Source organism: Variovorax sp. GW821-FHT09D04, from assembly GCF_059416405.1.
Genome location: NZ_JBWKPA010000003.1, coordinates 1 through 25,056, shown reverse-complemented (window position 1 = coordinate 25,056; position 25,056 = coordinate 1). Strand labels below are relative to the sequence as shown.

Sequence of the window (25,056 nt, the reverse complement as noted above, 5' to 3'; positions counted from 1 at the left end):
ATCAGGAACCGGATGGCCTTCGGCCGTGGAGGCACAAAGGGGACACCTATAATCGCAATTTCCCACTGCCCGGATTCACGCGTCCGGAACTGGCATGACCAAATTTGTCTTCGTCACCGGTGGTGTCGTATCTTCCCTTGGCAAGGGAATCGCCTCCGCCTCGCTCGCCGCGATCCTCGAATCGCGCGGCCTCCAAGTCACCCTCATCAAGCTCGATCCGTACATCAATGTCGACCCCGGCACGATGTCACCGTTCCAGCATGGCGAAGTGTTCGTCACCGATGACGGCGCCGAGACCGACCTCGACCTCGGCCACTACGAGCGCTTCATCAACACGCGGATGCGCAAGGCCAACAACTTCACGACCGGCCAGATCTACAAGACCGTGCTCGAGAAGGAACGCCGCGGCGACTACCTCGGCAAGACCGTCCAGGTCATTCCGCACATCACCAACGAGATCCAGGAATACATCAAGCGCGGCGCCGGCATCGGCACGGCGCATGAAGTGGACGTGGCCATCGTCGAAATCGGCGGCACCGTGGGCGACATCGAGTCGCTGCCCTTCCTGGAAGCCGTGCGCCAGATGAGCCTGCGCATGGGCCCGAACAACTCGGCCTTCGTGCACCTGAGCTACGTGCCCTGGATCGCCGCCGCCGGCGAGCTCAAGACCAAGCCCACGCAGCACACCGCCAAGGAACTGCGCGCCATCGGCATTCAGGCCGACGCCCTGCTGTGCCGCGCCGACCGCCCGATCCCCGACGACGAGCGCGCGAAGATCTCGCTGTTCTCGAACGTGCCCGAATGGGGCGTCATTTCGATGTGGGACGTGGACACCATCTACAAGGTGCCCCGCATGCTGCACGAACAGGGCCTGGACGGCCTGATCTGCGACAAGCTGCGCATCAACACCCCGCCCGCCAAGCTCACGCGTTGGGACGAGCTGGTGTACGAGGTCGAGCATCCGCAACAGGAAGTGTCGATCGCCATGGTCGGCAAGTACGTCGACCTGTCGGACAGCTACAAGTCGCTCAACGAAGCGCTGCGCCACGCCGGCATGAAGAACCATGCCCGCGTGAAGATCGACTACATCGACTCCGAGACCATCTCGGCGCAAGACGTGTCGCGCTTGGCCAAGTACGACGCCATCCTGGTGCCCGGCGGCTTCGGCCAGCGCGGCGTGGAAGGCAAGATCTCGGCCGCCCGCTTCGCCCGTGAATCGAAGGTGCCCTACCTGGGCATCTGCCTGGGCATGCAGGTCGCCACCATCGAGTACGCCCGCCACGTGGCCGGCCTGAAGAACGCCAACAGCACCGAGTTCGACCCGGAGACGCCCACCCCCGTGATCGCGCTGATCACCGAGTGGAAGGACCGCGACGGCACCGTGAAGACGCGCGACGAGAAGTCCGACCTCGGCGGCACCATGCGCCTGGGTGCGCAAAGCTCCGACGTCACGCCGGGCACGCTGGCGCACAGCATCTACGGCGACGTGGTCACCGAGCGCCATCGCCACCGCTACGAAGCCAACGTCAACTACCTGGACGAGCTGCGCAACGCCGGCCTCGTGATCTCGGCGCTCACGCAGCGCGAGCACCTGACCGAAATCGTCGAGCTGCCGCAGAACGTGCACCCGTGGTTCATGGGCGTGCAGTTCCACCCCGAGTTCAAGTCAACGCCGTGGGGCGGCCATCCGTTGTTCAACGCCTTCATCAAGGCGGCGCTCGACCACAAGGACAAGGGCGCGGGCAGCACCAACAAGACGCTCAAGGCAGTGGCATGAAGCTTTGCGGATTCGACATCGGGCTGGACCAGCCTTTCTTCCTGATCGCCGGCCCCTGCGTGGTCGAATCCGAGCAGCTGCAGATGGAGACGGCCGGCACGTTGAAGGAAATCACCGCGTCGCTGGGCATCCCGTTCATCTTCAAGAGCAGCTTCGACAAGGCCAACCGCTCCTCGGGCACGAGCTTTCGCGGCCCGGGCCGCGACAAGGGCCTCGAGATCCTGGCCAAGGTGAAGCGCGAACTCGGCCTGCCCGTGCTGACCGACGTGCACACCCATGAAGACATCACCGAGGCCGCCAAGGTGGTCGACGTGCTGCAGACACCCGCCTTCCTGTGCCGCCAGACCGACTTCATCCACGCCGCGGCGCAGTCGGGCAAGCCGGTGAACATCAAGAAGGGCCAGTTCCTCGCACCGCACGACATGAAGAACGTGATCGACAAGGCCCGCGCTGCTGCAAAAGAAGCCGGCCTGGACGAAGACAGCTTCATGGCCTGCGAACGCGGCGCCAGCTTCGGCTACAACAACCTCGTGTCGGACATGCGCTCACTGGCGATCATGCGCGAGACGAAGGCGCCGGTCGTGTTCGATGCCACCCACTCGGTGCAGCTCCCCGGCGGCCAGGGCACCAGCTCGGGCGGCCAGCGCGAAATGGTGCCCGTGCTCTCGCGCGCGGCCGTGGCCGTGGGCGTGGCCGGTCTCTTCATGGAGACGCACCCCGACCCGAACAAAGCCCTGAGCGACGGCCCCAACGCCGTGCCGCTCAAGCACATGAAGGCCCTGCTCGAGACGCTGGTCGCGCTCGACCGGGTCACCAAGAAAAACGCTTTCCTCGAGGACAGTTTTCAAGCATGAGCAGCGGTTACGTCATTGCCCACGTCGAAGTCACCAATCCGACGCAGTACGAGGAATACAAGAAGTGGTCGAGCGTCGCGATGCAGGCGCACGGCGCCGAAGTCTGCGTGCGCGGCGGCCAGGTGCAGCCGCTCGAGGGCGACTGGAAGCCCACCCGCGTCGTCGTGCTCAAATTCCCCAGCTTCGAGAAGGCCAAGGCTTTCTACGAGACGCCCGAATACCTGAAAGCGCGTGAAGCGCGTGCCGGCGCCGCCATCATGAACATGATCGCGGTCGAAGGCCTTTGATTCCGTTTTTTGCCAGTCCACTCCACCAAGAGACCCAGAGAAAGAGATAGAGATGAGTGCAATCGTTGACATCGTCGGCCGCGAAATTCTCGACAGCCGAGGCAACCCCACCGTCGAGTGCGACGTGCTGCTCGAGTCGGGCACCATGGGCCGTGCGGCCGTGCCCTCGGGCGCTTCGACCGGTTCGCGCGAGGCCATCGAGCTGCGCGACGGCGACAAGAGCCGCTACCTCGGCAAGGGCGTGCTGAAGGCCGTCGAGAACATCAACACCGAGATCTCGGAAGCCGTGCTGGGCCTGGACGCCAGCGAACAGGCCTTCCTCGATCGCACGATGATCGACCTGGACGGCACCGACAACAAGGCCCGCCTGGGCGCCAACGCCACCCTCGCCGTCTCGATGGCCGTGGCCCGCGCCGCGGCCGAAGAGTCGGGCCTGCCCCTGTACCGCTACTTCGGCGGCATGGGCGGCATGCAGCTGCCGGTGCCGATGATGAACGTCATCAACGGCGGCGCGCACGCCAACAACAGCCTGGACCTGCAAGAGTTCATGATCATCCCCGTGGGCGCCAAGAGCTTCCGCGAGGCCGTGCGTTACGGCGCCGAGGTGTTCCACGCCCTGAAGAAGATCCTGGGCGACCGCGGCATCAGCACCGCCGTGGGCGACGAAGGCGGCTTCGCCCCCAGCGTCGAGAGCCACGAAGCGGCCATCCAGCTGATCCTGGAAGCCATCGACAAGGCCGGCTACACCGCCGGCGAACAGATCGCCCTGGGCCTGGACTGCGCGGCCAGCGAGTTCTACAAGGACGGCAAGTACGTGCTGTCGGGCGAAAACCTGTCGCTCACGGCCGAGAGCTGGACCGACATGCTCGCGACCTGGGTCGACAAGTACCCGATCATCAGCATCGAAGACGGCATGCACGAAGGCGACTGGGACGGCTGGAAGCACCTGACCGAACGCCTGGGCAAGCGCGTGCAGCTGGTGGGCGACGACCTGTTCGTCACCAACACCAAGATCCTGCAAGAAGGCATCGACAAGGGCATCGCCAACTCGATCCTGATCAAGATCAACCAGATCGGCACGCTGACCGAAACCTTCGCCGCCATCGAGATGGCCAAGCGCGCGGGCTACACGGCCGTCATTTCGCACCGTTCGGGCGAAACCGAAGACAGCACCATCGCCGACATCGCCGTGGGCACCAACGCCGGCCAGATCAAGACCGGCTCGCTGTCGCGCTCGGACCGCATCGCCAAGTACAACCAGCTGCTGCGCATCGAAGAAGACCTCGGCGACATCGCCGTCTACCCGGGCCGCGGCGCGTTCTACAACCTCAAGTAGCGCCTCGCAGCCTGCATGCGCGCGCGCTTCGTCCCTCCTCTCATCCTGGTGCTCCTGCTGGTCATCCTGCAGTGGCAGCTGTGGAACGGGCGCGGCAGCGTGCGCGAGGTCGCCCAGCTCAGGACCCAGCTGGCCGACCAGAAGGACGCCAACGCCAAGGCCGCCCTCAACAACGAGCGGCTCGCGTCCGAAGTCAATGACCTGAAAGACGGCCTCGAGATGGTCGAGGAACGCGCGCGCGCGGAACTCGGCATGGTCAAACCGAACGAAGTCTTCGTGCAGATCGCGCACTGATCCTTTCCTTCGCCGCTTCTCGATGCCAGAGCTTCTCTCGGCCTCCGCCTTTGCGCTGTGGGGTTCTCCCGTCACCTGGCTCGAGCTCGTCGCCGCCGTGCTCGCGCTCGCGATGGTCGGCTGCAACATGCGCGAGATCCACTGGGGCTGGCCGCTGGCGATCGTCAGCTCGCTGCTCTACGTGGTGGTGTTCGCCAACGCACGCATCTACGGCGACGCCTCCCTTCAAGTCTTCTTTGCCTTCGTCGCCCTGTGGGGCTGGGCGCAATGGCTGCGCGGCTTTCGCGCCGACGGCAGCGCCTTGCGGGTCAGCCGGCTGTCGCCGCGCGGCACCGCATACGCCCTCGTGGCCTGCGCCATTGCGTGGCCTGTAGTCGCCCTCTTCCTGCGTCGCTTCACCAACACCGACGTGCCCTGGTGGGACGGCTTCGTCACCGGCCTGAGCCTGGTCGGGCAGTTCCTGCTCGGACGCAAGTTCATCGAGAACTGGCTCATCTGGCTGGCCGTGAACGTGGTCAGCGTGGGCCTGTTCATCCACAAGGGCCTGTGGCTCACGACAGCGCTGTACGCGGTGTTCGCCGTGCTCAGCGTGGCCGGCTTCCTGGCATGGCAGCGACGCCTGCCGAAGGCCACGGCGAAGGCGGTGCCGGCATGACGCCGAACCTGCCGACCGGCTGCGTCATCGCGCTCGTGGGCGCCGAGAGCACCGGCAAGACCGAGCTCTCGCGCGCCATCGCACAGCGCCTGCAAGACCGCGGCACGCCCGTCACGCTGGTGGGCGAGTACCTGCGCGAATGGTGCGAACGCGAAGGCCGCACGCCGCGCCCCGACGAGCAGCAGGCCATCGCCGACGAACAGAGGCGCCGCATCGACGCCGCTGCCGCCACGGGCGTGGTGGTGGCCGACACCACGGCGCTCATGACGGCGGTCTACAGCGAGCAGCTGTTCGCCGACACCTCGCTGTACGACAGCGCCCTCGCCGCACAGCGGCGCTATGCCATCACGCTGCTCACCGCGCTCGACCTGCCCTGGGTGGCCGACGACATGCGCGACGGCCCGCATGCGCGCCAGCCGACCGACACGCTGGTGCGCGCCGCGCTCTCGCGCGCCGGGCTCTCGTATGCCGTGGTGCATGGCAGCGGTGGAGAACGGCTGGCGAACGCCTGGAATGCGATCAACACCATCGCCGGCAACGAAGGCCGCGCCCGCACGCGCACCCGCCGCGATGCCAAGCCCGCCTCGTGGACATGGCCTTGCGAGAAGTGTTCCGACCCGGAATGCGAACATAAGCTCTTCAGCGACCTGATGGCGCGCCGCGACCCGCCCTGAGCCTTCCGGCTCCTGCGCGCCCTCTCCCCTTCACCGGAGACCCGATGCCCGTTTCGATTGCTGCGCGCCTTGCACCGCGCGCTCCCGCCGCCGCTTTCCTCGCCCTGCTGCTGACCGCCGGTGCCGCCTCTGCTGCGCCCGTTGCAGCCACCGTCGAGAACGCCACCACCGCCACGGCCTGCGCCGAGGAAGACAACGTGTCGATGGTGCTGCGCGGCGACGGCATCCGCCGCCTGCGCATCGAAGCGCTGCAGCCCAACTACCTCGGCAGCATCGGCAACGACGTCACCGCACCCGATTTCTCGGGCTGCAATTTCGACGGCGGCACCCACCCCACCGACCCGGCACACCGTTTCAAGAAACGCACCGTCGTGCTGCTCGACAACGCGCAGTGGCGCATCGTCGGCATGACGCTGCCGACCTTCTGGCGATCAGCGCGCGTGCCGGTGCAGGTCGGCGCGCGGCACGACCGCGGCTTTCACCTGCTGCAGGTGTTCAAGAAGGAAAACGGCAAGGCGCTCGAGGCCATCGTGCTCTACCCCTCCGACGGCTACTGGCGCCTCAAGCCGCTGCCCGAGGCGCGCTTCGGCGACGGCGTGTACGGCTCGTCGTTCCTGCTTGGCCCGGTCGTGCAGGCCGGGCGGCCGGTGGTGGACATCGCGTCGATCCGCGTCGTACCCCAGCCGCTGGCCATCCACCTGCGCTTCGCCGACGGCGGCAGCGCCGTGGCGCGCGTGACCGAGATCAGCCGCACCCGCACTGCGCTCGACGTGACGCTCTCCAAGCCCACAGCCAGCGCCAAGCAGCCCTTCGCGGTGCTGCGCTCGATGTATGTGACGCCCGACAACGCCGACATGAGCGAGGTCCGCTGGCAGGCCTCGCCGCAAGCGGCCGAGCAGGCGTTGCCGCTGCCCGAGGTGAAGACGCTGAATGCCACGCAGGTGCGCTTCGGCCGCAGCCTGCCCTCCAAGCACAACACGAGCGCGCCCGACATCGCATTCGGCGCCTTCGACGACGCAGCGCGCTGAGCTCAGGCCGCGCGCCGCACCTCGCCGGGCGTGAGGCCCAGCACGCGGCGCATGCAGCGCGCCATGTGGCTCTGGTGCGAGAAGCCGCTCTCGAGCGCCACGAGGCTCGCGGGCATCTCGCTGTTCAGCAGCAGGCCGCGCGCGCGGTCGACGCGGCGGTGCACCACGTAGGCATGCACCGCCTGGCCGGTGGAGCGCTTGAACTGCGTCTTCAGGTGCGAGGCACTCAGGCCCGCGACCTCGGCCAGCGCGGCCAGCGACAGGTCGCCGTCCAGGTGCGCCTCGATGAACTCCGTGACGCGTTTCAGCTGCAACCGCGTCAACCCCTGTTCGGGTGACGGCGCCACCTGCGGGCCGGCCGCGATCAGCTGCACCGCGAGCGCGGTGCCCAGGCTGTCGGTGTAGAGCCGGCCATTGGGAAAGCCCGCGCGCCGCTCGGCGTCGAGCGCCCAGGCGATGTGCTCGATCTGCGGGTCGCGGAACTGGTGGCGTTCGCCGAGCACCGCACGCTCGGCCGGCAGGCCCATCTCGTCGGCCGTGCGCACGAGCAGCGCGGGCGCCATGCGCACCACGACCGAGGTGCTCGGCGACTCTTCATGCCAGATGTCGGTGCTGCCGGCCGGCAGGATGTCGAGGTCGCCGCGCGTGTAGAGAAAGCGGTGGAACTGGCAGGCGCCCGCCACCGGCGCGCCCGCGTGCAGCTTGAGACGGTGGTCGGGCAGCGCCTCGTAGCCGACCACGCCGCCGGGGGTCTGGCGCACGTCGACGCGCAGGCTGTCGGTGGCGGGCGGCGCGACGAAGCTGTCGGCCGACAGCGCCACCTCGGACGCCGCACCACCGTGCCCGTGCAGATCGGTGTCCAGATCGGTATCGCTCATCGAAACATTATGGGCCGCGCGCGGCGTGCATGCCGTCGGCCGTTTGTGCTCCCCCACGGCTGAACGTGCGCGACCGCAAGCCGTGCGATCCGGATCATCGACGGCCATGAACACCACACCCCACACCCCCTACGCAGGCAAGAAGGCCGTCATCACCGGCGGCACCCTCGGCATGGGCCTGGCCACCGCGCAGGCGCTGCTCGACGGCGGCGCCGACGTGCTCGTGACCGGCCGCAACCCGCAGAACCTGGAGGCCGCACGCCGCGTGCTCGGCCCCTTCGGCGCGCGCGCACATGTGCTCGCGTCCGACACGGCCTCGCTGGCCGACATCGACACCCTCGCCGCCACCGTGCGCGAGCGCTTCGGCCGCATCGACCTGCTGCACATCAACGCGGGCATCTCCTCGCTCGAGCCCTTCGAGCAGGTGACCGAGGCCGGCTACGACCGCGCCTTCGCCGTCAACACCAAGGGCCCGTTCTTCACCGTGCAGCGCCTGGCGCCGCTGATGCCGGCGGGCAGCGCGATCGTCTTCACCTCGTCCATCGCGGACGAAGGCGGCATGCACGGCATGAGCGTGTACAGCGCCACCAAGGCCGCACTGCGCTCGATGGCCTCCGGCTTCGCGGCGGAGCTGGTGACGCGCGGCATCCGCGTGAACGTGGTGAGCCCCGGCTTCATCGACACGCCCACGCTCGGCGTGACCGACGCGAGCGCCGAAGAGCGCGCCGAGTTCATGCGCCTGGGCGACCAGATCACGCCGATGCGGCGCCACGGCACCTCGGTCGAAGTGGCGCGCGCGGTGCTCTTCTTCGCCTTCGAGGCGACCTTCACGACGGGCGCCCGACTCACCGTCGATGGCGGGCTAGGCCAGGGCCTGACGCCGGCGGCCGCCTGATCCGATCTCTCACCAAGGACCTCACATGACCGACGTTTCTCTCATCGGCCTCGGCCCCATGGGCATCGCCCTCGCGCGCGCCCTTCAAGCATCGAAGTTCACGCTGACGGTGTGGAACCGCACCACCGAGCGCGCGACGCCCCTCCTGAACCAGGGCACGGTGCTCGCACCGACGGCCCTGGCCGCCGTGCAGGCCAGCCCCGTCGTGCTGGTCTGCGTGGCCGACTACCCGGCGTCGCGCGCCATCCTCGCCGCGCCCGGCGTTCACGACGCGATGCGCGGCAAGGTGCTGGTGCAGCTGAGCACCGGCACGCCGCAGGACGCACGCGACGACTGGGCCGCGCTGAGCGGCGTGGCGTACCTCGACGGCGCCCTGCTCGCCACGCCGGGCCAGATCGGCCGGCCCGACACGCCGCTCTTCATCTCCGGCGAAGCACGCGCCCTTACCGCCTGCCGGCCGCTGCTCGAAGCCATCGCCGGCAACATCCAGCACATGGGCGAGCCGATCGGCAACGCGGCCGCCTGGGACCTGGCCACGCTGTCGTGCATGTTCGGTGCGATGAGCGGCTTCTTCCACGGCGTGCGCATCTGCGAAGCCGAAGGGCTGCCGGTGGACGGGTTCGCGCAGATGATCGGCGCGATCTCGCCGGTGCTCGGCGAAATGATCCAGGCCGAGGGCGAGGCGATCCACGCCGGCCGGTACGGCGAGCCCGAGAGCTCGATGGCCACCTGCGCGGGCTCGGGTCGGCTCTTCGTGAAGCAGGCGCGCGAGGCGCAGCTCGACGCCGGCTTTCCCGATTTCCTGATGGGACAGTTCGAGCGCGCGCTGCGCGCGGGCCTGGGCAACGAGCGCCTGGCCGCGATGGTCAAGGTGCTGCGGCAGCCGTCGCAGCCCGCTTGAACCGCGTCGCGCTTACTGGACGACCGGGCTGCCCGGCAGCTGGTCGCCCAGCGGCTTGAACAGCTGCGCGGTGTCGACCGCGTCGAAGCGGTACTGCTTGCCGCAGAAGTCGCAGCCGACCTCGATGTCGCCGCGCTCGGCGAGGATTTCCTCGGCCTCTTCCACGCCGAGCCCGCGGATCATCTGCGCCACGCGCTCGCGGCCGCAGGTGCACGCGAAGTGCGGGCCCAGCAGGCCGGCCTGCGGTTCGAAGCGCAGCAGCTTTTCTTCCCAGAACAGGCGGCGCAGGATGGTCTCGACGTCGAGCGTGAGCAGCTCGTCGCGCGTGAGGCTCGACGCCAGGATCGAGATGCGGTTGTATTCCTCGTTGCGGCCGATCTGGTCCTGGTGCGCCTCGTCCTGCGTCTGCTGCGAGGTGCCTTCGAGGTTGCCCTCGCCCTTGATGGGCAGGCGCTGGATCAGCAGGCCGGCCGCCACCTTGTCGTCGGCGGCGAGCACCAGCGTGGTATCGAGCTGCTCGCTTTGCAGCATGTAGTGCTGCAGCACGTCGCTGAGCTTGCCCAGCTTCTGGCCGTCGTCGCCGAACAGCGGCACGACGCCCTGGTACGGCGTGGTGCCGGGCAGCTTGTCTTTCGGGTCGAGCGTGATGGCGCAGCGGCCCTTGTTGTTCACGTTGACCATGTCGGGCAGGCGCGCGTCGGCCGGCAGGTCGCCGATCACTTTGGCGGTGGCGCGCAGACTCAGGTCGGGCTTGGCCTCGGCCACGGCCACCTTCACGGGGCCGTCGCCGAAGATCTGCAGGATGAGTGCGCCGTTGAACTTGATGTTGGCCTGCATCAGCGTGGCCGCGGCCGTCATCTCGCCCAGCAGCTCGGCCACGGGCGGCGGATAGGCGCCGGTGGCGGTGTTGGAGGCGCGCCGCGCAAGAATCTCCTGCCACGCATCCGTCAGGCGCACGATCATGCCGCGCACCGGCAGGCCATCGAACAGGAATTTGTGCAGCTCGCTCAAAACGGAATCTTTCTCTGTGTGCCTGCGCAGGTCAGGCGATTTTTTTCAGGCCCTTCGCGAAGCGATGGGCGTTTTCTACATAGTGCTCGGCGCTTTGCCGCAGCTTGGCGGCGGCGGCATCGTCGAGCGTGCGCACCACCTTGGCGGGCGAGCCGATGATGAGGGAGTTGTCGGGAAACTCCTTGCCCTCGGTCACGACGCTGCCGGCGCCAACGATCGAATTGCGGCCGATCCTGGCGTTATTCAAGACCACCGCCTGGATGCCGATCAGCGAGTTGTCGCCGATGGTGCAGCCGTGCAGCATCACCTGGTGCCCCACCGTCACGTTGTCGCCGATGGTCAGCGGGCAGCCGATGTCGGCGTGCAGCACCGACAGGTCCTGGATGTTGCTGTTGCGCCCGATGGTCAGCACCTCGGTGTCGCCGCGCAGCACGGCGCCGAACCAGACGCTCGCGTTCTCTGCCAGTTCGACATTGCCCATGACCTGGGCGCTGTCCGCGACCCATGCGCCTTCGCCAAGGCGCGGTGCAATGCCATCCAATTCGTAAATCGCCATCGTGGTTGTCTCCGGAGGGGCAAAACTAGAATTGTAGGGATGCACCCCCGATTGAGCGCGCTGGCCGCGCTGCGCCTGACAGACCCCGACGACAAGGTGGCCGCCACGCGCGCCACGGCTGCACAGGCAGCTACCATTTCCATAGCAATCGAGCCCCTGCGCACGCCCGGCGACGACGACGGCGTGCCCGGCCGCCCCGAGCGCCCGCTGCGCGTGGCCGCCACCGCCGTGCAGAAGCGCTCGCCCTTCACGCCCGAGGGCCGCGCCGCGCTGATCCATTCGATCTGCCATATCGAGTTCAACGCGATCAACCTCGCGCTGGACGCCGTGTGGCGCTACGACGGCATGCCCGAAGCCTACTACCGCGACTGGCTGCGCGTGGCCGACGAGGAGGCGCAGCACTTCACGATGCTGCACACGCACCTGCAGGCCATGGGCTGGCGCTACGGCGACTTTCCGGGCCACGACGGCCTGTGGAACATGTGCGAGAAGACCAAGGACGACGTGCTCGCGCGCATGGCGCTGGTGCCGCGCACGCTCGAGGCGCGCGGGCTCGACGCCACGCCGCTGATCCAGTCCAAGCTGAAACGCGTGAACACGCCCGACGCGCTGCGCGCAGTGGAAATCCTCGACATCATCCTGCGCGACGAAGTGGGCCACGTGGCCATCGGCAACCACTGGTACCGCTGGCTGTGCGAGCGCGCCGGGCTCGACGCCGAAGCCAACTACCCGGCCCTGGTCGCGCGCTACGACGCGCCGCGCCACAAGCCGCCTTTCAACCTCGAAGCACGCGGCCGGGCGGGCTTCAGCCCCGCAGAGCTGCGCGCGCTGACCGATTCCCGCCCCGAATGACCGAAGTGATTTCCGACCAGACCTGGTCACGCGCCGAGCTGCAGGCCTGCCTGCAGGGCCGCGACGCGCCGCCGCATTTCGAACGCTGCCATTTCGACGAGGCCGACCTGTCGCGCCTCGATCTGCGCGGCGCGCAGTTCACGCTGTGCAGCTTCGCCGAAACCTCGTTCGACCGCGCCCAGCTGGCGGACACGCGCTGGGTTGGCTGCCGCGCGCGCCAGGCCGACTTCGGTCTGGCCGACCTCACGAACGCGCGCTTCCAGGACTGCGACCTCAACAACACGCAGTGGGCGCGCGCCAAGCTGGCCTCGGCGCTCTTCACGGGCGTGAAGCTCACGGGCGCGCACTTCGGCGAGGTGTCGGCGCTGGGCGTCGTGTTCAAGGATTCGCTGCTGGTCGACGCGCACCTGCGCGGCCTGTCGTTCCGCAAGCAGACGCTCGCGCAGCTCGACCTGTCGGAGGCCGACCTCTCGGGCTGCGATTTCCGCGAGGCCCTCTTCGAAGGCGGCAGCCTGCGCAACGCGCACCTGAAGCTCGCGCGCTTCGAAGGTGCCGACCTGCGCGACGTGGACCTGGGCGGCCTGCGGCTGGCCAACGCCGCGCCGTTCAAGGGCGCGACCATCTCCCACCGCCAGGCCGCCGCGCTGGTCGAGGAACTGGGCCTGCGCGTCGTCTGAGATTCAGGCCGTCGCGGTGCGGCTGTGCACCACCAGCTTGGGCGTGAAGTACTGCAGCACCTCGCCGCGCTGGTTGCGCGTCTGGCAGCGCATCGAGACCATCGCACGGCCGGGCTTGGAGCGCGAGGGCGTGATGTCGACCACCTCGCTCACCACATGCAGCACGTCGCCGGGCCGCGTGGGCTTGGGCCACTGCAGCTCGCCGCCCGAGCCGATGATGCCGTCGGCCAGCGGGATGCCGCTGTCGACCAGCAGCTTCATCGTGAGCGCCGCCGTGTGCCAGCCGCTCGCGGCCAGCCCGCCGAAGAAGGTGTTCTTGGCGGCCTCTTCGTCGGTGTGGAAGGGCTGCGGGTCGAACTGCTGCGCGAAGGCCTTGATCTGCGCCGCGTCGAGCAGGTGTTCGCCGCTCTGGAAACGGTCGCCGACCTTCAGGTCTTCGAGATACAGCTTGTCCATGGGAGTCTCCTTGTTGCGTTGCCCGTCATTCTCGGGCGATCAGACGCGCTCGAGGATGGTGGCGATGCCCTGCCCGCCACCGATGCATTGCGTGGCCAGCGCATAGCGGCCGTTCTCGCGCGCGAGCAGCGCCGCCGCCTTGCCCGTGATGCGCGCGCCGGTCGCACCCAGCGGGTGGCCGATGGCCAGGCCGCCGCCGTCGAGGTTGACGGTGGCCGGGTCGAGCCCGAGGTCGCGGATGCAGGCCAGCGCCTGCGACGAGAAGGCTTCGTTGATCTCGACCACGTCGAGGTCGGCCACGCCCAAGCCCGCACGTGCGAGCGCCTTGCGCGTGGCGGGGATCGGTCCGATGCCCATGACGGCCGGGTCGACGCCCACGGTCGCGAACGAACGGATGCGCGCCAGCGGCTTCAGGCCGTGCTTGGCGGCGAAGGCGTCGCTGGTGACCAGCACCACGGCCGCACCGTCGGTCAGCGGCGACGACGTGCCGGCCGTGACCACGCCGTCGGGTCGGAACGCGGGCTTGAGGTTGGCCAGCGCCTCGGCCGAGGTCGCGGGGCGGATGCAGCCGTCGGCATCGACCACCTCGCCGGAGGCCAGGCGCACCGGCACGATCTCGCCGGCCAGCCGGCCCTGCGCACGCGCCTCGGTCGCCTTGCGGTGCGATTCGACGGCCAGCGCTTCCTGGTCGGCGCGGCTCACGTTCCAGCGCTGCGCGACGTTCTCGGCCGTCTCGCCCATCGAGATGTAGGCATCGGTGCTGGCCAGCAGCTCGGGGCTGGGCGAGAAGTTGAAGCCGCCCTGCGGCACCATCGTCATCGACTCCACGCCCACGCACAGGAAAGCGTCGCCCATGCCCGCCTCGATCTGCGCGGCGGCGATGTGCACGGCCTGCATCGACGAGCCGCAGAAGCGGTTCACCGTCATGCCGCCCACCTCGTGCGGCAGTCCGGCCAGGAGCCCGACGATGCGCGCCAGGTTGTTGCCCTGCGACGCCTCGGGGTAGGCGCAGCCCAGGATGATGTCTTCGAGCAGCGCCGGGTCGAGGTCGGTGCGCTGCAGCAGGCCCTGCACCACGCCGGCGGCGAGCGTGTCGGGGCGCACCCCGGCCAGCGCGCCCTTCTTCGCGAAGTGGAACGGGGAACGGGCGTAGGCGGAAATCACGGCTTTCATGGGAACACTCCTTAGAGAAAAACTACCTTCCAATCGGTAGGCTTCGGGATTCAAAAAAAGGCACGTCCGGCGTGCCCGTGGTGAAACGCATCGGTCAGTCCAGCGGCAGTGCGCGCCGCAGTTGGGCGATGGCGTCGTCGAAGTCTTCGACGCGGCCCGTCATGCGCGACGCAAGCAGCGCGCCCTGGCACGACGAGAACACGAAGGCCGCGAGCGAGGCCACGGGGTTGTCTTTCTGTGCCTGCACCGGCACCAGCGCGCCGAGCACGCCGGTGAGCCACATCACCTGGGTGTTGCGCAGCGCCTGCACGGCCTGGCGCAGGTCCTCGTTGATGCAGTCCCAGCCCGGCGCCAACGCGCCCGCGGGGCACAGGCCCGAGCCCGCCTTCAGCGTGTTGCGGTACATGCGGAAATAGGATTCGAGCGCGTCCTTGGGCTCGCGCGCGCGCGCCGCCACCCAGTCCTTGAAGCCCTGCGTGGCGCCCTGGATCACCGCGATGCCCAGCGCTTCCTTGGTGGGAAAGTGGTGGTACAGGCTCGCCTTGCGCACGCCCACCGCGTTGGCCACGTCCTGGAAGCTGAAGCCCAGGTACGAACGGGTTTCGATGAGCCCGCGCGCCACCGCGAGGATCTGCTCGCGGGTGCCGCCGGGGGCCAGGGTGGAAGCGTCGTTCATCTACCTACTATAAGGTAGGGAAACCCAGCCCTGCAAGCGCCGGGGTCAATCGGCCTTGATGCCCGCGGCCTTCACGATGCGGCCGTTGCTCTCGAACTCGCTGGCGATTTCCTTGGCGAAGGCAGCCGGCGTGCCCGGGGCGGGCACGTTGTCGGTGGCCGTGAGCTTGGCGCGCAGCTCGGGGCTGGCGAGCGCCTTGTTGATCTCGGCGTTGTACTTCGCAACCAGCGCCGCCGGCGTGCCCGCAGGCGCGAACACACCGAACAGCGAATGGATGTTGGCCGCGCTGTAGCCCAGCTCGGCCAGCGTGGGCACCTGCGGCAGGCTCTCGAGCCGCGCGGGCGCGCCCGCCGCCAGCGGGCGCAGCTTGCCCGACTGGATGTGCGCCGAGAGCGTCGGACTGGCGTTGGTCGACAGGATCTCGAACTGCCCGCTCAGCGCGTCGTTGAGCTGCTGGCCGCCGCCCTTGTACGGCACGTGCGTGATGTCCACGCCGGCCGTCGCGCACACCTGTTCGAGCACGATGTGCCCGAGCGAGGCCGGCCCCGACGTGGCCCAGCGCACCGCGCCGGGCTGCGCCTTGGCCTCGGCGATCAGCGCGCGGAAGTCCTTCGCCTTGCTGGCCGGCGTGGCCACCAGCAGCACGGGCGAATACATCACGCTGGCCACCGGCACGATGTCCTTCAGCGGGTCGAACGGCAACTTGCCCAGGTGCGGGCTCAGCACCAGCGGGCTGATGGCCGAGAAGCCCAGCGTCGCGCCGTCGGGCGCGGCCTTGGCCACGGCGTCCATGCCGATGGCACCGCTGGCGCCCGCGCGGTTGTCGACGATCACCGTGGTGCCCAGCTGCGTGGCGAGCCGGTCGCCGAGTGCGCGGGCGACCACGTCGCTCACGCCGCCCGCCGGGTAGGCCACGATGAGCCGCACCGTGCGCGGCACGGCCTGCGCATGCGCGCCGCTGGCCGCGCACAGCGCCGCGGCGGCGAGCAGCCGGGTCGTGGTGCGGCGCGGAGGCTTGGAGGCGGCGAGGAAGTTCATGGTGTCGATGAAAGGCATGCGTCGAGGAGAAGAAGAAAGATCGGTCAGTCCAGCTGCAGCTTGCGCTCTCGGATCAGCTTGGACCACTTCTCATTGTCCGCCTTGACGAAAGCCGCAAAGGCCGCCGGGCCGAGCGGATGCACCTCGGCGCCGGCCGTCGCGAACTTGGCCTTGATCTCGGGCGTCGCCAGTGCCTTGGCGAGTTCACCCGACAGGCGATCGACCACCTCCTTGGGCATGTTGGCGGGGCCGACCAGCCCCTGGAAGCCAACTGCCTCCATGCCTGCGAGGCCCAGCTCCTTCACGGTCGGCACGTCGGGCAGTTGCGGGTCGCGCACCGGGCCGGTCACGGCCAGCGCCTTGAGCTTGCCGCCCTTCACCTGCGGCAACAGCACGCTGCCCGCGTCGATGAGGATCTGCGTCTGCCCGCCGAGCAGGTCCTGCACCGCGGGCGCGCTGCCCTTGTACGGCACGTGCGTCATGTCCAGGCCCGTCACCTGGTTCATGAGCTCGCCGTTCAGGTGCGTCGAGGTGCCGTTGCCGCCCGAGGCGAAATTGACCTTGCCGGGCTGGCCCTTGGCCCACGCCACGAACTCCTTGAGGTTCTTGGCCGGATGGTCGGGCCGCGTCACCGCGATGTAGCTGCCCTGGCTGATCTGGCCGATGTAGGTGAACTGCTTGATGGGGTCGTACGGCGGCTTGCTCTGCAGGTACGGCGCGATGGCGAAGGGGCCGGTGTTGGCCAGCAGCAGCGTGTAGCCGTCGGCCGGCTGGCGCGTGAGCTCGGTCGCCGCGATCATGCCGCTCGCGCCCGGCTTGTAGTCGACCACCAGCTGCTGCTTGAGTGCTTCCTGCAGCGGCACCTGCACCGTGCGCGCCGCGAAGTCGATGCCGCCGCCGGGCGGGTAGCCGACGATCAGGCGGATGGGCTTGGCGGTGGGAAAGCCCTGGGCGATGGCGAGGCCGGCGGTCGTGGCCAGTGCGAGGCCGGTGCAGAGTCTGCGAAGGTTCATGGATGTCTCTCGATGTCTCTTGAATAAGAGCATCCATTTTGAAACATCGCCGGACCTCCGGCTCGCACCTGCTCAGGCTTCCTGCGCCTCCACGTCGTTGCCGATGAAGTTGCGCCCGCGCGCCCCGCCCTGCGCATGGCGCAGCATCTCCCGCGCCTCGTCCTCGCCCACGCCGTAGTCGGCGAAGCGCGTCTTCACGCCCAGCGATTCGATGAAGGCCGCGAGCTGCGCCGGTGCCTCGGCCAGCGGCATGCGCAGCGCCTGCGCCAGCACCGCGTCGCGGTCGGGCCGGCGGCCGATCGCGCGCGCCAGCACCATCGGCAGCGGGAACGAACAGGCGATGCCGTGCGGCAGGCCGTAGCGCAGCGTCATCTCGTACGAGATGGAATGCGCGAGCGCGGTCTTGGTGTTGGAAAACGCCATGCCCGCCTTCAGTGCCGCGAGTGCCATGCGTCCGCGCAGTTCGACGTCGTCGAGCCGGGCCATGAGCTGCGGCAGCACCTCCAGCGTGTCCTGCACGGCGGCCACGGCGAAGGTGTCGGACAGCGGATTGGCGTTGACGTTCCAGATGGCTTCGAGCGCGTGCGACAGCGCATCGAGCCCGCTCTGCAGCGTGACCGCCGCCGGCAGCGACAGCATCAGCTCGGGGTCGATGACCGCATGGCTCGGCCAGGTCTGCGGCAAATGCAGCGAGTACTTCTTCTGGCGCTCGCGGTCCCAGATGGTGGCCCAGGGCGTGACCTCGCTGCCCGTGCCGGCCGTGGTGGGCACGGCGATGAGCGTCTTGTGGCGCGTTGCCACGAAGGGCCGCTCGCCCGCGAGGCCCGCCACCAGGTCCGCGAAGCGCCCGTGGTCGTCGGCCACCATCAGCGCCTTCGCGGTGTCGATGGCGCTGCCGCCGCCGACCGCGACGATCACCTCCACGTCGGCATGCGTGCGCCAGAACCATTCGTAGGTCTCGGCCAGTTCCGCCACGTCGGGGTTGGGCCGCGTCTGGTCGAGCGTGCAGGCCAGCGCGTCGCCGAGCACCGACGCCAGCCGATCGAGCAGGCCCAGCGCGCGCGCCTCGGGAAAGGTCACCAGCGCGGCGCGCCGGCCTTCGAGCAGCGTCGGCAGGGACAGCAGGGCCCCTGCCCCGTACACGCTGTGCACGGGGTTGTGGTAGTTGGCGCTCATGGGAAAGTGGCTTCAGGAGGCGGCAAGAGCCGCAGGGAGAGAGCGGGCCATCAGCGCGCGCCCTGCTGGATCCAGCCGCGCAGCCGGGTCGAGAGGTAGTCGGCCGTCATGACCATCACGACGATCACCAGGATGCAGGTGGCCGTGTCCTGGTACTGGAACAGCTTCATGCTGCCCACGAGCTCGAAGCCGATGCCGCCCGCGCCCACCATGCCCAGCACGGTGGCCTGGCGCAGGTTGGTCTCGAAGCGGTAGACGATCACGCCGATCCACGCGGTGACCACCTGCGGAATGACGCCGAAGATGATGGTCTGGATCGGCCCCGCGCCGGTGGCGCGCAGCGCTTCGATCGGACCCTGGTCGATCTCCTCGATCGACTCGGCGAAGAACTTGCCGAGCATGCCCGCGCCATGCAGCGCCAGCGCCAGCACGCCGGGGAACGGACCGAGTCCCACGGCCGCCACGAAGATCAGCGCCAGGATGATCTCGTTGATGCCGCGCGTGATGTTCAGCACCTGCCGCATCGCGTGGAACACGGCGACGTTCGGCGAGATGTTGCGCGCCGCGAAGAAGCACAGCGGCACCGCGAGGATCACCGCCAGCAGCGTGCCCCACAGCGCGATCTGCACGGTCTCGATGGCCGGCTTCACGAGCTTGCCCATGAACTCCCAGTTGGGCGGCAGCATGCGCCCCAGGAAGTCGGCGATCCAGGGCATGCCTTTGCCGAGTTCGCTGAAGCTCACCTGGCTGCCGATGGCGGCCCACCAGAACACGCCGATGCCGGCGAGCACGGCCACGGCGTACTTCCACCAGCCGGGGTTGCCGGCGCTCTTGGCGATCAGCAGGTTGTAGCGTCCGAGGGCGATCATGATTGCTCCATGGCGAGTTGCGGGGCGGTGCGCACCGGCGCCGCATGAAGGGCCGCAGCGGGCACGCTCGGCGTTGCGGTGTCGGGCTCTGCGCCTGCAGCGGCGGCCTCGGTGCCCTCTTCCACGCCGCCCGGATAGATGAGGTGCAGCACCTCGTCGGTCAGCTCGTCGGGCCGGCCTTCGAACACGATGCGTCCGGCCGCCACGCCGATCACGCGCTGCGCGAACTCGCGCGCGTAGTCGACCTGGTGCAGGTTGCAGATCACCGTGATGCCGTCCTGCCGGCTGGCCTGCTTCAGGTAGTTGAGCACCTTGCGCGAGGTCTTCGGGTCGAGGCTGGCCACGGGCTCGTCGGCCAGGATCACCTTGGGCTTTTGCGCCAGCGCGCGAGCGATGCCCACGCGCTGCTTCTGCCCGCCCGAGAGCGTGTCGGTGCGCAAGTCGGCCTTGGGGTCGAGCTCGACGCGGCGCAGGCATTCGCGGGCGATGGCGATGTCCTTCGCGGGGAACACCTGGAACCACGACAAGAGCGCGGGCATGGAACCCAGCCGCCCCGTCAGCACGTTCTTGAGCACCGACAGGCGCGGCACCACGTTGTAGTGCTGGAAAATCATCGCGACGTCACGGCGCACCTTGCGCAGGCCGGCGCGGTCACCGCGCGAGCGCTCACCGTCCACGTGGATCTCGCCTTCGCTCGGCTCGGCCAGGTGGTTGATGCAACGCAGCAGCGTCGACTTGCCCGCACCCGACGCGCCGAGGATGACGACGAACTCACCCTTGGCCACCGTGAGGTCCACACGGTGGAGCGCGGTGAAGTCGCCGTAGCGCTTGCACAGCCCGCGGATCTCGATCATTTCATCTTCCTCAGGTCGAGGTTCAGCACCTTGGCCGTGTCGCGGATGATGTTGTAGGCCGCGTCGTTGGTCGGGTGGAAACCGTTGAGCAGGCCCTGGTCGGACCAGGGGATGTCCTTCACCTGCAGGAAGGCGGCCTGCACGCGCGTCTTGAGGTCGGCGGGCAGGTCCTTGCGCCACACGGTGGGCGACTCGGGAATGGGTTCCGACTTCCAGACCTCGACCAGGTCTTCGCGCTTGACCAGGCCCTTGGACACGGCGGCGTCGAGGATGCGGTCGGCGATGGCCGCGGCATCGACCTTCTTGTTCTGCACCGCGATCGCGCTCGAGTCGTGCGAGCCCGAGAAGATCACGCGGCCGAAATCCTTGTCGGGATTGAAGCCCGCCTTCAGCAGGCCGGCCTTGGGAAACAGATGGCCCGAGGTGGAGCTCGGGTCGACGAAGGCGAAGGTCTTGCCCTTGAGGTCGGCCACCGTCTTGATGCCGGTGTCCTTGTGGGTCACGATCTGGCTGTGGTACGAGGTGCGCCCGGCCTTCTTGGTCTCGGCCACCGCGAAGGCCTCGATGTCGGCCACCGTGGTGCCCAGCACATACGAGAAGGGGCCGAGGTAGGCCACATCGAGCCGCTTGGAACGCAGCGCTTCGATCACGCCGTTGTAGTCGGCCGCCACGAAGGGCTTGACCGTGAAACCGAGGGCCTTGGACAGCATGTCCATCATGGCCTGGCTGTTGGCGATCATGGCGCGCGAGTCCTCGGAAGGAATCAGCCCGACAGTGAGAACCTGCTGTGCCCGTGCCATCGGCACGAAGGCGGACGCTGTCACGGCGGCAGTGCCGAGCAGCAGCTTTCTACGCTTCATCATGGTTGTCTCCAGTGGTCTGCGTTGCATGGAATCCTCAGGTCGTTTCGAAGGGCAAAAGTACCCGTCTCGAGTCTTCCAGTCGTGCGTGTCATGGTCATGACAACGTGAGGATTCGGGACGTCCGGCGTGTTTCTGTCGAGGCCTGGTCCGTCTTGAGCGCGAGTACATCACTGGTACTCATATCGATCAAATTCAAATTTTTTCGATGATCTATATACTGAACCTATAGATCAGAAAGGCTCCCGCGATGCGCCTCACCCAGCTGCGTTCCTTCTATGCCGTGGCCCGCGAAGGCAGCTTCACGCGGGCCGCCGAGCACCTGCATGTGAGCCAGCCCACCATCACCACGCAGGTGCGCTTTCTCGAAGAGGCCTACCAGGTCGAGCTCTTTCACCGGCGCGGCCGGCGCGTGCAGCTCACCGAGATCGGCGAGCAGCTCATGCAGCTCGCGCAGCAGATCTTCAGCCTCGAAGGCGATGCGGTGGCGCTGCTCGGCGACGCCGGCAAGCTGCGCACCGGCCACCTGCGCGTGGCGGCCGTGGGCCCGTACCACGTGACCAAGATGCTGGTCGACTTCAGCCTGCGCTACCCCGACGTGAAGGTCACGGTGAGCACCGGCAATTCACAGGACGTGCTCGACCGCCTGCTCGACTACAGCGCCGACGTCGGCGTGCTCGCACAGCTGGTGCGCGACGATCGCTTTCTGTCGGTGCCCTTCAGCCAGCACCCCGTCGTGATGTTCGTGCCCTCCACGCACCGCTTCGCGAAGCGGCGCAACATCCGGCTCGCCGAGCTGCAGGGCGAGCGGCTCATCCTGCGCGAGCAAGGATCGACCACGCGCAAGGCACTCGAACTGGCGCTCGCGAAAGCCAAGGTCGAAGTCGACGTGGTGATGGAGATCAGCAGCCGCGAAGTGATCCGCGAAGCCGTGGCGCAAGGCCTGGGCATCGCGGCCGTGTCGGGCGTGGAGTTCGTGCCGGGGCCCAACCTGCACATGGTCGGCTTCAGCGACACCGAAATTTTTACCTACGCCCACGTGCTGTGCCTGGCCGAGCGACGCGAGATGCGCATGGTCAGCGCCTTCTACGACACGCTGGTGCCGGCCATCGAGGCGCGCAAGCGCAAGAGCTGAGAACGAACGCAGCCTCAGCCGCGCGGATGGTGCTGCGCGTGCAGCTGCTTCAGGCGCTCGCGCGCCACGTGCGTGTAGATGGTGGTGGTCGAAATGTCGGCATGGCCCAGCAGCAGCTGCACCGCGCGCAGGTCGACGCCATGGTTCAGCAGATGCGTGGCGAACGCATGGCGCAGCGTGTGCGGCGACAGCGGCACATGGATGCCTGCCGCGGCCGCCTGCTTCTTCACGATGACCCAGAACATCACGCGCGTCATGCCCGCGCCGCGTGCGGTCACGAACAGGTCGGGTGTCTGCTGGCCGTCGAGGATCACGGGACGCGACTCGTCGAGGTAGCGCTCGATCCAGCGCCGCGCCTCGCCGCCGAAGGGCACGAGGCGCTCCTTGTTGCCCTTGCCGAGCACGCGCAGCACGCCGTCGTTCAGGCTCATGTCGATGGCCTTCAGGGCGACCAGCTCGCTCACGCGCAGGCCGCTCGCGTACATCAGCTCCAGCATGGCGCGGTCGCGCAGGCCGAGCGGGCTCTCGACATCGGGCGCGGCCAGCAGGTCGTCGACCTGCTTCTCGGACAGCGTCTTGATGGCGCGCGGCATCTGGCGCGCGGGCATGAGGCGGATGCTCGGGTCGGCCGTGATGCGGCGCTCGCGCAGCGCCCAGCGGTAGTAGCGCTTGAACACCGTGAGCCGGCGGTTCGCAGAAGTCGCCTTGCCCTTGGTGGACAGGCGCACGCCCATGTAGGCCTGCAGGTCGGTCTCGCGTGCGGTGTCCAGCCCCATGCCGCCGCGCTGCTCACGCAACCACTGCGCGAACAGCGCGAGGTCGCGGCGGTAGGCGGCCAGCGTGTTCTTCGACAGCCCGTCCTCGAGCCAGAGGGCGTCGATGAAGGTGTCGATGTCGGCGGTGGGGGGAACGGCGGCGGCCTCGGTCATGCGGTGCAAGATAACAAAAGAAAAAGCCGCCCGGAACGCGGGCGGCTTTCGGGGGAAGCGAAGAGGCTCAGTCGAGCTTGAGGTTCTGCTTCTTCACGACCTGCTTGTACACGTCGAACTCGGCCTTGATCTGCGCGGCGAACTGGTCGGGCGTGTTGGCCACGATCAGCGAGCCGGTGTCTTCGATGCGCTTCTTCACGGCCGGATCTTCCACCGCCTTCTTCACGCCGGCGTTGATCTTGTCGACCACTTCCTTCGGCAGGCCCTTGGGGCCGAGGATGCCGTAGTAGGCCATGCGGTTGACCGGCTCCAGGCCGACTTCCTTGAAGGTCGGCACGTTCGGCAGGCCGGCCACGCGCGTCGGCGCCGACACCACGATCGGCACCAGGCGGCCGCTCTGGATGAAGGGCATCGCCGAGGGCAGGTTGTCGAAGATGATCGGCACCTGGCCGGCCACCACGTCGTTCAACGCCGGGCCCGCGCCGCGGTACGGGATGTGCGTGACGAAGGTGGTGGTCAGGCTCTTGTACAGCTCCATCAGCAGGTGGCCGATGCCGCCCGTGCCCGACGAGGCGTACGAATACTTGCCCGGGTTCTTCTTCAGCTCGGCCACGAACTCGGCGTAGTTCTTGGCGGGGAAGCTCGGGTTGACGGCGATGACGTTCGGCGTGGCCGCGATGTTGATGATCGGCGTGAAGTCGGTGATCGGGTCGTACGGCGTCTTCGGGTTGATGGCCGGGTTGGCCGCCGTGCTCGACACCGTGGCCACGCCCAGCTTGTAGCCGTCGGCGGGCGCCCGCGCGGTTTCAGCCGCACCCACGATGCCGCCGCCACCGGCGCGGTTGATCACCACCACCGGCTGGCCCAGCACCTTGCCCAGCGGGTCGGCGATCACGCGCGCCACGATGTCCGTCGTGCCGCCGGGTGCGAACGGCACGCTCAGTTCGACCGGCTTGTTGGGATAGCCTTGCGCAAAACTCTGGCCTGCCACTGCGACCAGCGCGGCAGCGCCCGCAAGCGCGCTCCATTGACGACGTTGCATCGATAACTCCTTGACTTGACGGAACCGGCCGGGGCGGCCGGAAAAAAGCGAAGCCCGGATGCTAGCGGGTCGGGGCTTTCCGTCATGCTGTGGAATACCCACGGTTGTGCCGGTTTATGCTCGAAGCGGTGAACTACGCGCAGCTGCTCTTCCCCGATTTCTCCCTCATCGCCATCGGCTGGCTCCTGTGCCGCTACACCGCGCTCGACCGCCGCGTGTGGGACCAGGTCGAGAGCCTGGTGTATTACTTTCTATTTCCCGTCCTGCTGTTCCATTCGATCGTGCGCAGCCCGCTCGACTTCGGTGCGACCTCGAGCCTGCTGACCGCGGGCGTCGGCGTCGGGCTGGCCGGCATCGCGATGGCCTACGCCCTGCCCTTCGTGCCGGGCCTGCGCGCGCACATCGACCGGCACGACCACGCCGCGAGCGCGCAGATCGCATTCCGCTTCAACTCCTTCATCTGCCTGGCGCTGGCCGAGCGGCTGGCCGGGCCCGAAGGCCTGCTGCTGATCGCGGTGTTGATCGGCGTGTGCGTGCCGATGTTCAATATCGCCGCCGTGTGGCCGATGACGCGGCACGCGCAGACCGGCTTCGTGCGGCAGCTGGTGCGCAATCCGCTGATCGTGGCGACGCTGGCGGGGCTGCTGGCCAATGTGCTGGGGCTCACGGTGCCTGGCTGGTTGACGCCTACGCTCACGCGGATCGGGGCTGCGTCGCTGGCGTTGGGGCTGCTGGCGGCGGGGGCGGGGATGCAGTTCGCGACGTTGGGGCGGGGGAAGGTGTTGGCGGTGTCTGTGCTGGCGATACGGCACTTCTTCTTGCCGCTCGTGGCTTGGGGGTTGTCGCTTGCACTGAAGCTGGACGCTACGCAGGCTTCGGTGTTGATGGCTTTTTCTGCTGTGCCGACCGCTTCGAGTGCTTATGTGTTGGCGGCTCGGATGGGATACAACGGGCCTTATGTGGCAGGGCTGGTGACGCTGTCTACGATCTTGGGGGTAGTTAGCTTGCCGTTTGCGTTGGCTCTGCCTCGGTAGTTGCCGCGTGGTCGTAGGACGTTCCGAGGCCGGGTCTCGCCCCGGCGGGCGACCTACTTTTCTTTGCTTCGCCAAAGAAACGTAGGCAAAAGAAAGGCGACCCTACTGTCTGCGTCCCTCCGCTTC

General features: G+C 68.1%; 28 protein-coding genes. 14 read left to right on the top strand and 14 right to left on the bottom strand.

Annotated features, from left to right (window positions below; translation table 11 throughout):
- Nucleotides 1-94: 94 nt before the first annotated feature.
- From pyrG to AC07O4_RS10445, 8 genes are read left to right on the top strand one after another with little or no spacing between them, the layout of a single operon-like run.
- Nucleotides 95-1,777 carry a CTP synthase gene (gene pyrG / locus AC07O4_RS10480; RefSeq protein ID WP_139705616.1) on the top strand — a complete coding sequence of 561 codons (1,683 nt, stop codon included), beginning with the start codon at nucleotides 95-97 and terminating at the stop codon, nucleotides 1,775-1,777.
- Nucleotides 1,774-2,631 (top strand): 3-deoxy-8-phosphooctulonate synthase, encoded by an 858-nt coding sequence (gene kdsA, locus AC07O4_RS10475; protein ID WP_492695317.1) that lies wholly within the window; start codon nucleotides 1,774-1,776, stop codon nucleotides 2,629-2,631. The genes pyrG and kdsA overlap by 4 nt, the downstream gene beginning before the upstream one ends.
- Nucleotides 2,628-2,918 carry a DUF1330 domain-containing protein gene (locus AC07O4_RS10470; protein ID WP_062474654.1) on the top strand — a complete coding sequence of 97 codons (291 nt, stop codon included), beginning with the start codon at nucleotides 2,628-2,630 and terminating at the stop codon, nucleotides 2,916-2,918. The genes kdsA and AC07O4_RS10470 overlap by 4 nt, the downstream gene beginning before the upstream one ends.
- A gap of 52 nt (nucleotides 2,919-2,970) precedes the next feature.
- Nucleotides 2,971-4,254, top strand: coding sequence for a phosphopyruvate hydratase (gene eno / locus AC07O4_RS10465; RefSeq protein WP_062474653.1), 1,284 nt, complete (start codon nucleotides 2,971-2,973; stop codon nucleotides 4,252-4,254).
- A gap of 15 nt (nucleotides 4,255-4,269) precedes the next feature.
- Entirely contained in the window at nucleotides 4,270-4,548 is a 279-nt protein-coding gene (ftsB, locus tag AC07O4_RS10460) for a cell division protein FtsB (protein ID WP_070059525.1), read from the top strand.
- A 22-nt stretch (nucleotides 4,549-4,570) separates the two neighbouring features.
- A complete protein-coding gene (gene pnuC / locus AC07O4_RS10455) occupies nucleotides 4,571-5,203 on the top strand; it encodes a nicotinamide riboside transporter PnuC (protein WP_495266074.1) in 633 nt (210 codons plus the stop codon).
- Nucleotides 5,200-5,877: an AAA family ATPase gene (locus tag AC07O4_RS10450; protein ID WP_495304897.1), complete on the top strand. Its 678-nt coding sequence runs from the start codon at nucleotides 5,200-5,202 to the stop codon at nucleotides 5,875-5,877. Before pnuC ends, AC07O4_RS10450 begins: the two co-directional genes overlap by 4 nt.
- Before the next feature lie 44 nt (nucleotides 5,878-5,921).
- On the top strand, nucleotides 5,922-6,905 hold the full coding sequence (locus AC07O4_RS10445; protein ID WP_495304478.1) for a hypothetical protein: 984 nt from the start codon (nucleotides 5,922-5,924) through the stop codon (nucleotides 6,903-6,905).
- Nucleotides 6,906-6,907: 2 nt separating this feature from the next.
- On the opposite strand, the gene AC07O4_RS10440 is transcribed toward AC07O4_RS10445, so the two are convergent.
- On the bottom strand, nucleotides 6,908-7,783 hold the full coding sequence (locus tag AC07O4_RS10440) for an AraC family transcriptional regulator (protein WP_495304477.1): 876 nt from the start codon (nucleotides 7,781-7,783) through the stop codon (nucleotides 6,908-6,910).
- A 106-nt stretch (nucleotides 7,784-7,889) separates the two neighbouring features.
- On the opposite strand from AC07O4_RS10440, the gene AC07O4_RS10435 reads away from it, so the two are divergent.
- Nucleotides 7,890-8,678, top strand: a complete 789-nt coding sequence (locus AC07O4_RS10435) for an SDR family oxidoreductase (RefSeq protein WP_495304476.1) — start codon at nucleotides 7,890-7,892, stop codon at nucleotides 8,676-8,678.
- Nucleotides 8,679-8,703: 25 nt separating this feature from the next.
- Entirely contained in the window at nucleotides 8,704-9,579 is an 876-nt protein-coding gene (locus AC07O4_RS10430) for an NAD(P)-dependent oxidoreductase (protein ID WP_495304475.1), read from the top strand.
- 12 nt (nucleotides 9,580-9,591) lie between these two features.
- On the opposite strand, the gene hslO is transcribed toward AC07O4_RS10430, so the two are convergent.
- Nucleotides 9,592-10,590, bottom strand: a complete 999-nt coding sequence (gene hslO / locus AC07O4_RS10425; RefSeq protein WP_495304474.1) for an Hsp33 family molecular chaperone HslO — start codon at nucleotides 10,588-10,590, stop codon at nucleotides 9,592-9,594.
- Between the two features lie 31 nt (nucleotides 10,591-10,621).
- The gene (locus tag AC07O4_RS10420; RefSeq protein ID WP_099796276.1) at nucleotides 10,622-11,146 is read right to left on the bottom strand and encodes a gamma carbonic anhydrase family protein; all 525 of its coding nucleotides are present in this window, start codon (nucleotides 11,144-11,146) and stop codon (nucleotides 10,622-10,624) included.
- A 39-nt stretch (nucleotides 11,147-11,185) separates the two neighbouring features.
- Here AC07O4_RS10420 and AC07O4_RS10415 point away from each other — a divergent pair, with 39 nt between their 5' ends.
- A complete protein-coding gene (locus AC07O4_RS10415) occupies nucleotides 11,186-11,998 on the top strand; it encodes a ferritin-like domain-containing protein (RefSeq protein ID WP_495304473.1) in 813 nt (270 codons plus the stop codon).
- Nucleotides 11,995-12,675, top strand: coding sequence for a pentapeptide repeat-containing protein (locus tag AC07O4_RS10410; RefSeq protein ID WP_495304472.1), 681 nt, complete (start codon nucleotides 11,995-11,997; stop codon nucleotides 12,673-12,675). The genes AC07O4_RS10415 and AC07O4_RS10410 overlap by 4 nt, the downstream gene beginning before the upstream one ends.
- A gap of 3 nt (nucleotides 12,676-12,678) precedes the next feature.
- On the opposite strand, the gene AC07O4_RS10405 is transcribed toward AC07O4_RS10410, so the two are convergent.
- The 9 genes from AC07O4_RS10405 to phnD all read right to left on the bottom strand — a co-directional run bounded on the left by AC07O4_RS10405 (nucleotide 12,679) and on the right by phnD (nucleotide 20,790).
- On the bottom strand, nucleotides 12,679-13,131 hold the full coding sequence (locus AC07O4_RS10405) for a MaoC family dehydratase (protein WP_495304471.1): 453 nt from the start codon (nucleotides 13,129-13,131) through the stop codon (nucleotides 12,679-12,681).
- Nucleotides 13,132-13,170: 39 nt separating this feature from the next.
- Nucleotides 13,171-14,304, bottom strand: coding sequence for a thiolase family protein (locus AC07O4_RS10400; protein WP_495304470.1), 1,134 nt, complete (start codon nucleotides 14,302-14,304; stop codon nucleotides 13,171-13,173).
- Between the two features lie 94 nt (nucleotides 14,305-14,398).
- On the bottom strand, nucleotides 14,399-14,980 hold the full coding sequence (locus AC07O4_RS10395; RefSeq protein ID WP_495266083.1) for a TetR/AcrR family transcriptional regulator: 582 nt from the start codon (nucleotides 14,978-14,980) through the stop codon (nucleotides 14,399-14,401).
- A 45-nt stretch (nucleotides 14,981-15,025) separates the two neighbouring features.
- On the bottom strand, nucleotides 15,026-16,018 hold the full coding sequence (locus AC07O4_RS10390) for a Bug family tripartite tricarboxylate transporter substrate binding protein (RefSeq protein ID WP_495304896.1): 993 nt from the start codon (nucleotides 16,016-16,018) through the stop codon (nucleotides 15,026-15,028).
- A gap of 44 nt (nucleotides 16,019-16,062) precedes the next feature.
- A complete protein-coding gene (locus tag AC07O4_RS10385) occupies nucleotides 16,063-17,031 on the bottom strand; it encodes a Bug family tripartite tricarboxylate transporter substrate binding protein (RefSeq protein ID WP_062482231.1) in 969 nt (322 codons plus the stop codon).
- Between the two features lie 72 nt (nucleotides 17,032-17,103).
- Nucleotides 17,104-18,207: an iron-containing alcohol dehydrogenase PsrA gene (gene psrA / locus AC07O4_RS10380; protein WP_495304469.1), complete on the bottom strand. Its 1,104-nt coding sequence runs from the start codon at nucleotides 18,205-18,207 to the stop codon at nucleotides 17,104-17,106.
- 50 nt (nucleotides 18,208-18,257) lie between these two features.
- The gene (gene phnE / locus AC07O4_RS10375; RefSeq protein ID WP_159272475.1) at nucleotides 18,258-19,076 is read right to left on the bottom strand and encodes a phosphonate ABC transporter, permease protein PhnE; all 819 of its coding nucleotides are present in this window, start codon (nucleotides 19,074-19,076) and stop codon (nucleotides 18,258-18,260) included.
- On the bottom strand, nucleotides 19,073-19,930 hold the full coding sequence (gene phnC / locus AC07O4_RS10370; RefSeq protein ID WP_495304468.1) for a phosphonate ABC transporter ATP-binding protein: 858 nt from the start codon (nucleotides 19,928-19,930) through the stop codon (nucleotides 19,073-19,075). The genes phnE and phnC overlap by 4 nt, the downstream gene beginning before the upstream one ends.
- Nucleotides 19,927-20,790 carry a phosphonate ABC transporter substrate-binding protein gene (gene phnD, locus AC07O4_RS10365; protein WP_495304895.1) on the bottom strand — a complete coding sequence of 288 codons (864 nt, stop codon included), beginning with the start codon at nucleotides 20,788-20,790 and terminating at the stop codon, nucleotides 19,927-19,929. The genes phnC and phnD overlap by 4 nt, the downstream gene beginning before the upstream one ends.
- A 250-nt stretch (nucleotides 20,791-21,040) precedes the next feature.
- Here phnD and AC07O4_RS10360 point away from each other — a divergent pair, with 250 nt between their 5' ends.
- Nucleotides 21,041-21,925, top strand: a complete 885-nt coding sequence (locus tag AC07O4_RS10360) for a LysR substrate-binding domain-containing protein (protein ID WP_062482221.1) — start codon at nucleotides 21,041-21,043, stop codon at nucleotides 21,923-21,925.
- Nucleotides 21,926-21,939: 14 nt separating this feature from the next.
- Here AC07O4_RS10360 and xerD read toward each other — a convergent pair whose 3' ends face one another.
- Both xerD and AC07O4_RS10350 read right to left on the bottom strand, forming a co-directional pair.
- Nucleotides 21,940-22,854: a site-specific tyrosine recombinase XerD gene (gene xerD, locus AC07O4_RS10355; protein ID WP_495269515.1), complete on the bottom strand. Its 915-nt coding sequence runs from the start codon at nucleotides 22,852-22,854 to the stop codon at nucleotides 21,940-21,942.
- Between the two features lie 67 nt (nucleotides 22,855-22,921).
- Nucleotides 22,922-23,896: a tripartite tricarboxylate transporter substrate binding protein BugE gene (locus tag AC07O4_RS10350; RefSeq protein WP_495269516.1), complete on the bottom strand. Its 975-nt coding sequence runs from the start codon at nucleotides 23,894-23,896 to the stop codon at nucleotides 22,922-22,924.
- A gap of 116 nt (nucleotides 23,897-24,012) precedes the next feature.
- On the opposite strand from AC07O4_RS10350, the gene AC07O4_RS10345 reads away from it, so the two are divergent.
- Nucleotides 24,013-24,930 (top strand): AEC family transporter, encoded by a 918-nt coding sequence (locus AC07O4_RS10345; RefSeq protein ID WP_062482210.1) that lies wholly within the window; start codon nucleotides 24,013-24,015, stop codon nucleotides 24,928-24,930.
- Nucleotides 24,931-25,056 lie beyond the last annotated feature (126 nt).